This is a genomic window from Rhodoferax ferrireducens (assembly GCF_003347515.1).
In the GTDB taxonomy this organism is placed as follows: Bacteria; Pseudomonadota; Gammaproteobacteria; order Burkholderiales; family Burkholderiaceae_C; genus Rhodoferax.
In genome coordinates, this window is record NZ_QEII01000273.1 from 59471 (window position 1) to 71766 (window position 12296).

11 protein-coding genes are annotated in these 12296 nt (G+C 57.6%); 9 read left to right on the plus strand and 2 right to left on the minus strand.

The window, feature by feature from the left end; all coding sequences use genetic code 11:
* Positions 1-6 precede the first annotated feature (6 nt).
* The 6 genes from C5P05_RS14045 to sixA all read left to right on the plus strand — a co-directional run bounded on the left by C5P05_RS14045 (position 7) and on the right by sixA (position 5512).
* On the plus strand, positions 7-714 hold the full coding sequence (locus C5P05_RS14045; RefSeq protein WP_114970470.1) for an ABC transporter ATP-binding protein: 708 nt from the start codon (positions 7-9) through the stop codon (positions 712-714).
* Between the two features lie 40 nt (positions 715-754).
* Entirely contained in the window at positions 755-1159 is a 405-nt protein-coding gene (locus C5P05_RS14050) for a hypothetical protein (RefSeq protein ID WP_114970471.1), read from the plus strand.
* A gap of 9 nt (positions 1160-1168) precedes the next feature.
* Positions 1169-1501, plus strand: a complete 333-nt coding sequence (locus C5P05_RS14055) for a hypothetical protein (RefSeq protein ID WP_114970472.1) — start codon at positions 1169-1171, stop codon at positions 1499-1501.
* Between the two features lie 455 nt (positions 1502-1956).
* Entirely contained in the window at positions 1957-2805 is an 849-nt protein-coding gene (locus C5P05_RS14060) for a GNAT family N-acetyltransferase (RefSeq protein ID WP_114970473.1), read from the plus strand.
* Positions 2806-2958: 153 nt separating this feature from the next.
* Positions 2959-5049 carry a polyphosphate kinase 1 gene (ppk1, locus tag C5P05_RS14065; RefSeq protein ID WP_114970474.1) on the plus strand — a complete coding sequence of 697 codons (2091 nt, stop codon included), beginning with the start codon at positions 2959-2961 and terminating at the stop codon, positions 5047-5049.
* Position 5050: 1 nt separating this feature from the next.
* Positions 5051-5512: a phosphohistidine phosphatase SixA gene (gene sixA / locus C5P05_RS14070; RefSeq protein WP_114970475.1), complete on the plus strand. Its 462-nt coding sequence runs from the start codon at positions 5051-5053 to the stop codon at positions 5510-5512.
* Between the two features lie 43 nt (positions 5513-5555).
* On the opposite strand, the gene C5P05_RS14075 is transcribed toward sixA, so the two are convergent.
* Positions 5556-6128 carry a hypothetical protein gene (locus tag C5P05_RS14075; protein ID WP_232834492.1) on the minus strand — a complete coding sequence of 191 codons (573 nt, stop codon included), beginning with the start codon at positions 6126-6128 and terminating at the stop codon, positions 5556-5558.
* A 264-nt stretch (positions 6129-6392) separates the two neighbouring features.
* On the opposite strand from C5P05_RS14075, the gene C5P05_RS14080 reads away from it, so the two are divergent.
* The gene (locus tag C5P05_RS14080) at positions 6393-8183 is read left to right on the plus strand and encodes an EAL domain-containing protein (RefSeq protein WP_232834493.1); all 1791 of its coding nucleotides are present in this window, start codon (positions 6393-6395) and stop codon (positions 8181-8183) included.
* Here the strand turns inward: C5P05_RS14080 and ppx are convergent.
* On the minus strand, positions 8170-9687 hold the full coding sequence (gene ppx, locus C5P05_RS14085; protein ID WP_114970477.1) for an exopolyphosphatase: 1518 nt from the start codon (positions 9685-9687) through the stop codon (positions 8170-8172). The two genes, C5P05_RS14080 and ppx, sit on opposite strands and share 14 nt — an antisense overlap.
* A 357-nt stretch (positions 9688-10044) precedes the next feature.
* Between ppx and C5P05_RS14090 the strand changes: the two genes are divergently transcribed.
* Together C5P05_RS14090 and C5P05_RS14095 are read left to right on the plus strand one after the other, a co-directional pair.
* Entirely contained in the window at positions 10045-11889 is a 1845-nt protein-coding gene (locus C5P05_RS14090) for a PAS domain S-box protein (protein WP_114970478.1), read from the plus strand.
* A gap of 5 nt (positions 11890-11894) precedes the next feature.
* Entirely contained in the window at positions 11895-12293 is a 399-nt protein-coding gene (locus C5P05_RS14095; RefSeq protein ID WP_114970479.1) for a response regulator, read from the plus strand.
* Positions 12294-12296 lie beyond the last annotated feature (3 nt).

Genomic DNA, 12296 nt, shown 5'->3' on the forward strand with positions numbered 1-12296 from the left:
GGCAATATGAGTGAACTTGGCATCCGCATCGAAGGTTTGAGCAAACGCTATGGGGAAGGCGACGCCATCGTGGATGCGCTCAAGGATGTGAACATGAGTGTCGCCCCGGGTGAGGTGGTCGGCCTGATCGGCCCGTCGGGTTCCGGCAAGAGCACGCTACTCAAGTGTCTGGGTGCCGTGATTGAACCCACCACCGGCCGCATGACGCTGGGCAGTGAAGTCATCTACGACAACGGCTGGATTCTGCCGGACCTGCGCACCCTGCGGCGCGACCGCATAGGCTTTGTATTTCAGGCGCCCTACCTGATCCCGTTTCTGGATGTCACCGACAATGTGGCGTTGCTGCCCATGCTGGCGGGTCAGTCCAACGCGAAAGCCCGTGAGCGCGCCCGCGAGCTGCTGGATGCGCTCGATGTGGGACACCGCGCCAAGGCCGATCCCTCACAGCTTTCGGGCGGCGAACAACAGCGCGTGTCGATTGCGCGGGCGCTGGCCAACCAGCCCCCCGTCATCCTCGCTGACGAGCCCACAGCCCCGCTGGACAGTGAGCGCGCTCTGGGCGTGATGCGTATCCTCAACCAGATGGCGCAGCAGTACCGTACGGCCATCATTGTGGTCACGCACGACGAAAAAATAATTCCGACCTTCAAGCGTATCTATCACATCCGCGACGGACGCACCTTCGAGGAAGCCGGCCAGGGTCTGAGCCTGTAGCGTCCAGATTTCCACACACCAAACTTTGAAAGAATACCGAATGAACACCGACCGAATCCTCAAAGTCCTTGCTGTTGTGGCCATCGCCTTCGGCGCACTCACGGTCTTCAGCGGTGGTCGCGCACTGTTTGGCGACGTCGCGGCGCGCGCCAGCGTTGGCAACGCCGTGGGGTTTGTGCTGTGGTTCAACTTCTTCGCGGGTTTCGTCTATATGGTGACCGGCGCCGGGCTCTGGCAGGGTCGGCACTGGGCCAGCCGAGCGGCCAGCCTGCTGGCGCTGGCCACGGCCGTCGTGGCAGGCGCCTTTGGCCTTCACATCATGGGCGGCGGCGCCTACGAGATGCGCACCGTGGCAGCACTGGGGCTCAGGTTCGTATTCTGGGTGGTGGTGGCTGTCGTGGCGCTGCGCGCGTTGCGGCTGGCAAAAATACCGTGGCGCTCCTAGAATGTCAATGTGAACTGGCTTCAAAAACTCCCCGGCTTCCAACAAACCCCTTATGGGTTTGAGTGGCGGCTGCTGCGCCTGATGCCGACGGTGTGCGCAGCAGGTACGCTGTTGCCTGGGCTGATGGCTGTTGTCGCGCGTTTCTTGATCACTGCGGGCAGTGCTGCGGAGTTGGCGCGACGCATTCAGCTATTTGATTTTGTGATGATCGGCTTGGTGATCTTTGTCTGGACCCTTGCTCTGACGGTGACCATTGGTTGTGTCATTGTGTGGCTCATGAAGGGCCCTGCCTACGTGGCCGATGGATACGATGTGTCGCATAGCGATGCACCAAAGGGTTGATCCCCTTACGCTCAAGCTGCCCGGCTTTTTTTGCCTAGCATTTGGGCTGATGCCTCCACTCGAACGTAGCTCGTCGCAGCCTCTCTGAAACGTCAATACTCAGTGGGCGCCATGCTATTCCAGGCTTTGATCGCTTCTGCAGCGGTCATCAGTGCTGGGCCGCCACATCGCCGCTGAAGATCCCGTTGCGCAGCATGGGAATGCTCGCGCAGCCCATCTTTTCCCAGCAAAGTCGCCGCAGTCAACCGACAGTTGCTCGTCACCCTTGCGCTGCGAGGTCCTCGTCATGTGTTTGCCTTGTCACGGAAATGCCATGAAGTTGCCATAGAGCCGTCACCTTAATCCGCCAATATCAGAAAGTGCAGAAAAAAAAGAGCGTAACCATGTCTCAAGCTGATGCCGCCCGCTGGGCTCTTTTCAAGCTCGTTCGTCACAACCAACTCAAGGAGAAAGAAATGAAAGAATTGCCTAACCCCACCTTCGCTTTGTCCCCCTTGTCCTTGCCCCGGGGGTTACTTCATCGATCTCATTCACATCTCCATGATTCGAGTCAAGCCCCTGTCCTTAAGGCTGAGCGCGGTGGTCTCGTGGTTTCGTGGGCCAGACACGGTGACGAAGTCCGGCAGGCGCAGCGCCTGAGGTTCAAGGTCTTCGCCGAAGAGATGGGCGCTCGCCTGGACACGACTTCGCCCGGCCACGACGTTGATTTGTTTGACAACTACTGTGAACATCTTCTGGTGCGCGATGAAGCCACCAAGGCGGTGGTGGGGACGTACCGGCTTCTCACCCCAGCGCAGGCCAGACGCGTGGGCAGTACCTACAGCGATCTTGAATTTGATCTCACCCGCCTGCGCAGCCTGCGCGAGCGCATGGTCGAACTGGGGCGCAGCTGCGTACATCCTGACTACCGCCACGGCGGCGTGATCATGGCCTTGTGGGGCGCGCTGGCAGAGTTTATGGTGCGCAACAAGCTCGATACCATGATTGGCTGCGCGAGCATTCCCATGCTGCACAACGGGATCGTCAGCGGCGACGTGGCGGCCAGCATCTGGCACCAGCTCAAGGCAAGCCACCTGGCGCCCATTGAATACCATGTGCACCCGCGCCTGGCGCTACCTGTAGACCAATTGGACGGCAGCCTGGCGGTGGATCCTCCGGCCCTGATCAAAGGTTATCTGCGCCTGGGTGCCAAAGTTCTGGGCGCACCCGCCTGGGACCCGGATTTCAATACAGCCGATCTTCCCATGATGATGCGCATCAATGATTTGCCTCCGCGCTACCGCAAGCATTTCCTGGGGACCTGATGCGGGCGGACTTCGATGCCATGGGGCCGAGGCCCAACGCCTCGCCGCCTAACGCTGCCGATGGGACCACGGGATGTTGCTATCTGTCACACGATTGACATCAAATCCGTAAACAATCAGTCATTTGTTTGTAATAAATGAGTACGGCACGCCATGTCTTCTATTCAAAGTCAGTCTAAATTGACTCAGAACTCTCCTAGTGTGGTGCTTCTCGATCGCGATCACAGCATTCTTGCGTTCAACGAGAGAGTGCTTGACTGGGCCTACCGCAAGGACGTTCCGCTGCTGGAGCGCCTTCGTTACCTGTGTATTGTGTCCTCCAATCTGGATGAATTTTTCGAGGTTCGGGCCGAGCCCCATTTGGCAGCGAACCAGAACAGGGATGAGAAAGGTCCTTCTACGGTAGAGTCCTTCCAAAGGCTGGCGCACGCCGCGCATACTCTGGTCGGGCGTCAATACGCGCTGTACAACGATGAATTGATACCCGCGCTTGATGCGCAGGGCATCAGGATTGTGTCGCACGGCGAGCGCAACATCGCACAGCGGCGCTGGGTCAAGCTGTATTTCGAGCGCGAAGTTCGTCCGCTGTTGATTCCGGTTGGGCTGGATCCCTCACATCCGTTTCCCCAAGTTGCCAACAAATCGCTGAATTTCATCGTTCGCCTGGGCGGACGCGATGCTTTCGGGCGTGAAAACGAAATTGCCATTGTGAAGGTGCCGCGGGTTTTGCCGCGCATGATCCGCATGCCCGACAAAGTGTCTGGCGGCAGTAACTATTTCGTATCGCTGTCCAGCGTGATTCGTGCCCATCTGGCGGAGTTGTTTCCTGGCCGCGAAGTCGGGCAGTTTTCACAGTTTCGGGTGACCCGTCACTCGGATCTTGCTGTGGACGAAGACGATGTCAAGAATTTGCGTACCGCATTGCGCCTGGGACTGCAGCATCGCCATTTTGGCCAGGCAGTGCGGCTTGAGGTGTCGGCGGGTTGTTCTGACTACCTTTCCGCATTTTTGCTCAAACAGTTCGAGTTGCCGGAGCCGGCTTTGTACCGCGTCCCCGGTCCGGTCAATCTGGTTCGATTGACGCAATTGGTGGATTTGGTGGATGCGCCGCAGCTGTGTTTTCCCGTTTACAAGTCGTGTTATCCGACCCAATTGACGCCCGGTGTTTCCTTTTTTGAACAACTCAAACTGGGCGATGTCTTCATTCACCAGCCCTTTGAAAGTTTTGACGGCGTGCTGGCTTTTCTGCGCGAAGCGGTGAATGACCCGCAGGTGCTGGCGATCAAGCAAACCATCTACCGCACCGGCACTGATTCTGCGCTGATGGAGTTGCTGCGCGAGGCTGTGCGGCATGGCAAGGAAGTGACCGTGGTGGTGGAGCTGAAGGCCCGTTTTGACGAAGAGGCCAACATCAACTGGGCTGAAATGCTGGAGTCCATCGGTGCGCAGGTTTTGTACGGCGTTGTCGGACTGAAAACCCACGCCAAGATGATGCTCATCACGCGTCGGGAAGGCAAGCAGCTCAAACGCTACGCCCACCTGTCCACCGGCAATTACAACCCCCGCACGGCACGCCTGTATACCGACTGGAGCCACCTGACGGCCGACACGTTACTGACTGCCGATGTGGAAAATGTGTTTGTCCATCTGGCCAGTCAGAGCCGCTTGCCAAAACTGAACCGGGTGCTCCTGGCACCGTTTTATCTGCACGCGAAGCTGATTGACAAAATCAATGATCTGGCCCTGGCAGCGGCTTCCGGCAGGTCAGCTCGAATCGTTGCCAAAATGAATGCGCTAACCGATGAGGCGCTTATTCATGCGTTGATCCGGGCAGGGCAGAAGGGCGTCAAGATTGACCTTATCGTGCGCGGGGCCTGCATGCTGCCAGCCAGGGTGCCCGGTGTGACCGACAACATTCGTGTCCGTTCCGTGATTGGCCGCTTTCTGGAGCACTCCCGGGTTTTTTACTTTCGGCAGGATGATGTGGAAGATCTTTACCTGTCCAGTGCGGACTGGATGAACCGCAACATGATGCGACGGGTGGAGCTCGCCTGGCCGGTGACGGACCCGGTGCAACGTCAGCGAATTGTGGACGAGTGTCTGGTGGCGTATCTACACGACGGTGTGGATGCGTGGGATTTGATGGCCGATGGCACTTATGCCCATGTCAAGCCGGTGGGGCGCCGTCAGGCACATGGTGCACAAGCCGCCTTGATGGCACGTTACAACGGACGGGGAAACTGACATGGATCTTGTCTTGTGGCGCCATGCCGAGGCGCAAGAATGGGTTGAAGGTGGCGATGACATGGCGCGTTGTCTCACCTCACGCGGGGAAAAACAGGCCGCGCGCATGGCGAGTTGGCTGGATCGACAGTTGCCTGAAAGCACGCGAATACTGGTGAGCCCGGCGCGCCGTACCGAACAGACCGCGATAGCGCTGAGCCGAAAATACAAGGTAAGACCAGAACTGGCCCCCAACTGCAGCGTTGCCGAGCTGCTTGAGCTGGTGCAGTGGCCGTCTGCAAAAGGGTGCGTGCTGGTTGTCGGCCATCAACCCACGCTGGGGCAAACCATTGCCCAGTTGCTGGGCTTGAGCGCGCCCGAATGCGCTGTCAAAAAAGGCGCGGTCTGGTGGCTTCGCAATCGGCAACGTGAAGCGCAGTCCCAAACGGTGGTGGTCACCGTGCAATCGCCTGAAGTGCTTTAACTGGTCAGGCCGACGCACTGGCGGGTGCGCCCCAGGCGCAGGATCAGTCTGCCTTTGTTTTTGAGGGACGTCCGGTCTTGATGGTGGGAACCGCCTTCAATGCAGCTTGAAACGCCGCATCTGACATCGCGGCTAGTGCCTTGACACCGGCCCGGATCAATTCACTCTTCTTGACGGCACTGGCCAGTTTGGTTGCGCGTTGTTTGAGGTCATCCAGCACGGTGTATTCAGCCTTGGGAATCGTGAAGCTGTCGCGCACCAGTTTCGGTTTTTTCAGCTTGACCGGCTTGTCGACTTTGGGCTTGGTCAATGGTTTGACCGTTGCCTTGATCGGCGCCTTGGCCGCTGCCTTTTTCGTGACCTTTAACGACGTCTTGACCGGTCCTTTAGCCACTGTTTTGACAGCGGCCTTTACCGGGGTCTTGACAGAAATTTTGACCGGCGCTTTGGCGACCGTTGCTGCCTTTTTTGCAGTTGGCTTGACACTGGCCTTGGAAGCTACTTTTTCCACTGCAACGGGTGCCACTGGCGGGAACGCAACCTTGACGGGAGCGGACGGCATTGCAGCTGCTTTTGCGGTATCGGCAGTGACGACTGAATTGTCGGTTGTGGCCATGGTGAACTTTCCTTTAAATAAACGGGGTATACAGTTTATATCGTTTATTGAAAAGCAGTCAAGTTGATGTCAATCGCCTGTCATTGAACTGTCACGCCGGTGTCACTCAGTATGCCTAGACTTGGATAAATCTAATTCAAAAAACGTTGGCATTCAATGAGTATTCTTCAGCTGGTGGCTGCGACCGCAATACCTTCGATGGCACCGCTTTATCCGGCTGATCTGAAACGCGGGTCTGGTGCAAGAGCCGCAATGCCCGCGGTCATGCATTCAAATGTCGTGCGGCGCGGACGGGGCCCGCTGGCTGGATTGATGCGCGGCAACGGACTCTTTCCTGTGTTTCAGCCGATCGTGTCGCTGAGCGATGGTGCCATTTATTCCCACGAAGCCTTGATCAGGGGGCCGCAAGATACCTCATTTCATACGCCGGATGCCTTGTTGGTAGCCGCCTCGCATGAGAGTTTGAACTTTGAGTTTGAGAACTTTTGTGTCACCGTGGCACTGGATCGTTGGGGTGAGCTCCGCGAATCAGGGCGTCTGTTTGTGAATATCAGCGCTGAGGTGCTGGTGCAGGTTTTGAAACACTGCGGTCGCGATGCCCTGATCGAGTTGGTCAGTGGTTTTGGTGTTTTGCCACGCATGCTGGTGCTTGAGATTACCGAGTATGAGCGCGTCACCGACATGGATTACTTTGCAAGTGTTGTCCGCGACATTCGCTCCGCCGGTGTGTCACTCGCACTTGACGATTTCGGTGATGGCAAATCAAGTCTTCGGCTTTGGTCGCAACTCAAACCTGAGTTCGTGAAGATCGACAAGTACTTCACCAACGACATCAGCCAGCACGCAGACAAGCTCAAAACGATTCAGGCTTTGCAGCAAATTGCCGCGATTTTTGACACCTCACTTATAGCGGAAGGCATCGAGACAGAGGAAGATTTGCGTGTCCTGCGGGATCTCGGCATCACGTACGGACAGGGTTATTTTTTGGGGCGACCGGCACGGTTGCCGCGTGAGCAGGTTGTGGCGAATGCACTGGATGTGATGCGGGACCGTAGGGTTGCCGTGTTCCCCGAGTTGCGCCGGGCCTCCAACTCCGGCTCGCTCAGCCGCCTGGCGGTGGTTGAGGCGCCCGCCGTCACACTGACGACGACCAACGATGAACTGGCGATGCTGTTTTTGCTCCACACCAAGCTGCATGCGGTCGCCGTCGTTGACGGCACCCGCCCTGTGGGCATCATCAACCGTGCAGTGTTCATGAACGAATACAGCAAGCTGTTTTACCGGGAGGTATGGGGTCGCAAGCCGTGCATGGTGCATGCCAACCTTGAGCCCCGACTGATCGAACGCAATCACAATGTTGACGAGTTGGTCGGCATTCTCACCTCGGACGATCAGCGTTACCTGGTCGATGGTTTTATCGTGACGGACAACGGACGTTATGAAGGCATGGGAACAGGAGAGCAGCTTGTTCGCTCCGTCACCGAGACACGCATTGAGGCGGCACGTCACGCCAACCCGTTGACTTTCTTGCCTGGCAATATCCCAATCAGTCAACACATTGAGAGGCTCTTGAGCAGCGGTGTTGAGTTCGTGGCCTGCTACGCCGATTTGAATAATTTCAAACCCTTCAATGACCAGTATGGTTATTGGCGCGGCGATGAAATGATTCGCCTGGTGGCCAGGATCGCCCTGGCCCACTGCGATCCCCAACGCGATTTTGTCGGGCATGTGGGCGGGGATGATTTCATCATTCTGTACCAGAGCGCCGACTGGGAGTTGCAGTGCCAGGGAATCGTGAGCGAATTTGCCGAGTGCGCCATTGACTTGTTTGACATACCAGCCCGTGAGGCAGGCGGCATTCATGCGGAAGACCGGCATGGGGTTTCAAGGTTCTTCCCGACCACAACGTTATCGATTGGTGCAGTCAAAATTCGTGGCGGTGCATTTACTTGTGCAGAGCAGGTGGCGTCAGTCGCTGCGCGGGCCAAGCACGACGCCAAATCCTATGGCGAGGGCTTGTACATTCGGGATACCCAGGACTTCAGCACCCAGTAAGCGTCAGAGTCCAGGGGGTCTTCTGCCAGGCCAGAACCTCTTCACGCAACAGGTGGGCCGATTGGGGAAATGCCTGCGCCCACTCAGGACGGCAGTCGATGCCAAAGTTGTTGGCATTTTCGCCCTCCCGTGTCAGCTGGAAACCCTTCAAATCAGGATCGCGCCGCGCGTGACACAAAATCACGGCCAGACGCAGGGCAAGCAACTGTTGCACGAACAGGCTGTCTTCAAAGTCCACTTCCAGTTTGCGCAGTTTGCCCCGGTGTCCCAATACCAGCAGGCTAAGCTTGTGGAGCTCGGACAGGGCGAAGCCCATGGCGTCCGCGTTGTCCAGAATGTAGGCGCCGTGCTTGTGGTAGTCGCTGTGCGAGATTTGACTGCCAATTTCATGCAACTGGGCCGCCCAGTTCAGTTTTCGGCTCAGGCGCTCATCGGTCACGTTTGCGGACGGGTCCTCTGGCGTCATGCTGCTCATAAGCTGGCCAAACAGATGCGTGGCGACCTTGCCGACACGCAGGCCATGCGCAGAATCCGCGCCAAATTTCGCAGCCAGCCGCTGGACCGACTTGGAGCGCACGTCCGTTTGGTCCGAGGTATGCCCCATCAGGTCAAACAGCAAGCCGTGTCGCAAGCCACCTGTGGTCTGTTGCATTTCATCGATTTGCAGCAGGTCGAAAACGGCGCGCAAAATACTCAAACCCCCGCCAATGATGGCGCGTCGGTCGTCCTTCATGCCGGCCAGTCGGAGGCGATCCGCACTTTGCGCGCTGAGCAGCTTGTCCATCAGCCAGTCCAGTCCATCGCGGCTGACGCAGCCTGCAGGCCAACCTGCCGCAGCCAGAACGTCGCCCACTGCGCCCACGGTACCAGCCGAACCATAAGCGACGTCCCAGGCGTCGCGCCGATAGGCATTGAGCGCTTCGTCCAGCACCGCCTTGGCCGCGATCTCTGCCATTTGAAAGGCATGCTTGGAGAACTGATTGTTCGGGAAATACCGTGTGGACCAGGCAATGCTGCCGACCCGGTAGGATTCCATCTGCTTGGGCTCGAACCCTTGGCCGAGGATGAGTTCGGTCGAGCGTCCGCCAATGTCAATCACCAGACGGCGCTCGTTGCCCTGGGGCAGCGCCTGTGCCACACCCTGGTAAATTAGTCGCGCCTCTTCCCGGCCGGAGATGATGTCAATGGGGAAGCCCAGCATGGCGTTGGCCTGGACCAGAAATTCATCGCGGTTACGTGCTTCCCGCAAGGTTTGTGTGGCGACAGCGCGCACCTCGTCGCTGCTGAATCCGGCCAACCGTTCACCAAAACGGGCCAGACAATCCCAGCCGCGCTCCATGGCGTTTCGTGTCAGTTTGCGCTCATCATCCAGGCCGTTGCCCTGGCGGACGGTTTCCTTCAAGTATTCGGTGCGGTAAAACTGACCATGCTCAATACGCCCAATTTCAAGGCGAAAGCTGTTAGACCCTAAGTCTACGGCCGCCAGGCGAGTTCCATCTTGCATCACTTATGTTCCTGTATTTTCAATGGCCAGCATAGCATTTGGGTGTGACATAACTGCGACGCTCCCACCCAATGGCTGTTTGCGCGAAATGCCGCTATTGTCCATCCGATAGTCGTCTTGGCAATGGCATGGACGCAGTTTCAATGGCCATAACATAAATCCCAATCCTGGCATCGCGGATGACCCTGCCCGAATCATTGACATGTGTCAGGTTTTGAGTTGAGCGGGCTTCATGGTGAAATTGCGAACAATTTGATACGGATTCCTTGGCGTCAGTACGCGCGGACATGCGTTCAAGATCTGGGGGAGGCGCGGCCTAAGGCTGCAGTTCAGGGTTGAATAGGGACCGAGGGCAGAATGACACCGGAATTAACCGACAAGTTGTGGGCGCAAAATCCAGATGCCCTGATTGCTATTTCGCCCGACGGGATCATCCTGCACTGGAATCCCGCGGCCGAGGTGATTTTTGGTTACCGTGAGGACGAGGCGCTGGGGCTGTCAATGCTCGATCTCGTCGTACCCAAGGACCGCGTCGACGAAGAAACGCATATTCAGGCCGAAGCACTGCGCCATGGCCTGACCGTCTATGAGTCCGTGCGCCGTTGCAAGGACGGCGCACTGGTGCATGTGAGTGTCTCGACCAAGGCTGTGCGTGACGCGGCCGGTCAACTGGAATATTTCCTGTCCAACAAAAAAGACGTCACCCACCTGAAGGTGTTGCGTGACGCCAAGCTGGTGGAGGCACGTTTTCACGATCTGCTGGAGTCCACGCCGGACGCGATCGTGATGGTCAACGTGACCGGGCGCATCGTACTCGTTAACTCACAGGCGGAAAAAGTGTTCGGGTATTCGCGCGCAGAACTCCTGGGGCAAGCCGTGGAGGTCCTGCTGCCGACACGTTTTCGCAATCCTCACCTTGCACACCGAAGCGGCTACTTCGAGCAGTCGCGTACCCGCACCATGGGTGCGGGCCTGGAACTCTATGGGCTGCGCAAGGGGGGCGAGGAATTTCCCGTTGAAATCAGCCTTAGTCCGCTCCAAACCGAGGAAGGCACCATGGTGATGAGCGCCATTCGCGACATCACCGATCGCAAAAGGGCTGACCAGAAATTCAAGGATCTGCTTGAAACGGCGCCGGATGCGATGGTCATCGTCAACCGCAGCGGCGACATGGTGTTGGTCAACACCCAGGCGGTCAGACTGTTCGGCTGGAGCCGGGACGAACTGCTGGGGCAAAAAATTGAAATACTCGTGCCTGCGCGTTTCCGAAACCACCATCCAGAACACCGCGATGGATTCTTTGGGCAACCGCGTGCCCGGGCTATGGGCGCCGGACTTGAATTGTATGGACTGCGCAAAGACGGTACAGAGTTCCCGGTCGAAATCAGCCTGAGTCCGTTGGAGACAGAGGAAGGCTTGTTTGTGTCCAGTGCGATCCGCGACGTTACCGAGCGCAAGCGTTTCGAGCAGGCATTGCGTGACAAGAACATCGAGCTGGAAAACGCCGCGCTGGCCAAGGACCGTTTCTTTGCCAGCATGTCGCACGAGTTGCGCACGCCACTGAATTCCATCATCGGTTTTACCGGGACACTGCTCATGAAGCTCCCCGGACCGCTCAATCCGGAGCAAGACAAGCAATTACGCATTGTCCAGACGGGCGCGCGGCATCTGTTGTCGCTGATCAACGATATGCTGGATCTGGCCAAGCTGGGTGCCAACAAGCTTGATCAGAAACCTGAAACCGTCGACTGCAATAGCGTGCTCGAAGAAGTAGTTGCCTCCCTTCGCCCCGAAGCGGAGAGGAAAGGACTGCGCTTCACGCTTGCCTTGCCCGATCCGGTCGTGATGTTCCGCACGGATCGCCGTGCCCTGACCCAGATCATCATCAACCTGACCGGGAATGCGATCAAATTTACCGAGCTCGGGAGCGTATGTTTACGGCTCTTGCCGCCGACGCCGGCAGATGCAAGAAAGCTTGTGTTCAGTGTCGAGGACACCGGCCCCGGGATTGCCGTGTCAGACCAGGCCAGGCTGTTCGAAGCATTTTCACGGGTGGACGCCGCTGATCGGCGCAAGCTCGAAGGCACGGGTCTCGGTCTGCATTTGAGCCGCAAACTGGCCGAGCAGCTGGGCGGCCAGATCACATTCCAGAGCGAGTATGGAAAAGGCAGCACCTTCACGCTTGAGTTACCGGAGAGTTGAGCCCTATGCCTGCCTGCATTCTGATCATCGAAGACGATGGCGCGAGTCGTGAACTGGTGAAGTACCTGCTCGAAGCTTCAGGTTATGACACGCTGGACGCCGCCGACGGCAGTGTCGGTGTACGGATGGCCCTGGAGTCGAAACCGGACCTGGTGATTTGCGATCTGCAGATGCCGGTCATGAACGGCTATGAAGTTGTGCGATGTTTGCAGGTTCATCCCGAGTGGTGCCGCGTGCCGATGATTGCCGTGACGGCGTTTTCCATGGCAGGCGATCGGGAAACTGCATTGGCGGCCGGATTCGACGAGCACATCACCAAACCGATCACCCCTGAGACATTTGTCGAACAGATCGAGGCCTTTTTGCCGCCAGCGCTCAGGGCCACACGCTCTCCACTGAATTGAAAG

What these genes read in the sequence shown, in the direction of transcription:
- C5P05_RS14045 (WP_114970470.1), top strand. Translation starts at nt 7, where the DNA reads ATGAGTGAACTTGGCATCCGCATCGAAGGTTTGAGCAAACGCTATGGG.
- C5P05_RS14050 (WP_114970471.1), top strand. Translation starts at nt 755, where the DNA reads ATGAACACCGACCGAATCCTCAAAGTCCTTGCTGTTGTGGCCATCGCC.
- C5P05_RS14060 (WP_114970473.1), top strand. Translation starts at nt 1,957, where the DNA reads ATGAAAGAATTGCCTAACCCCACCTTCGCTTTGTCCCCCTTGTCCTTG.
- ppk1 (WP_114970474.1), top strand. Translation starts at nt 2,959, where the DNA reads ATGTCTTCTATTCAAAGTCAGTCTAAATTGACTCAGAACTCTCCTAGT.
- sixA (WP_114970475.1), top strand. Translation starts at nt 5,051, where the DNA reads ATGGATCTTGTCTTGTGGCGCCATGCCGAGGCGCAAGAATGGGTTGAA.
- C5P05_RS14075 (WP_232834492.1), bottom strand. Translation starts at nt 6,128, where the DNA reads ATGGCCACAACCGACAATTCAGTCGTCACTGCCGATACCGCAAAAGCA.
- C5P05_RS14080 (WP_232834493.1), top strand. Translation starts at nt 6,393, where the DNA reads ATGCATTCAAATGTCGTGCGGCGCGGACGGGGCCCGCTGGCTGGATTG.
- ppx (WP_114970477.1), bottom strand. Translation starts at nt 9,687, where the DNA reads ATGCAAGATGGAACTCGCCTGGCGGCCGTAGACTTAGGGTCTAACAGC.
- C5P05_RS14090 (WP_114970478.1), top strand. Translation starts at nt 10,045, where the DNA reads ATGACACCGGAATTAACCGACAAGTTGTGGGCGCAAAATCCAGATGCC.
- C5P05_RS14095 (WP_114970479.1), top strand. Translation starts at nt 11,895, where the DNA reads ATGCCTGCCTGCATTCTGATCATCGAAGACGATGGCGCGAGTCGTGAA.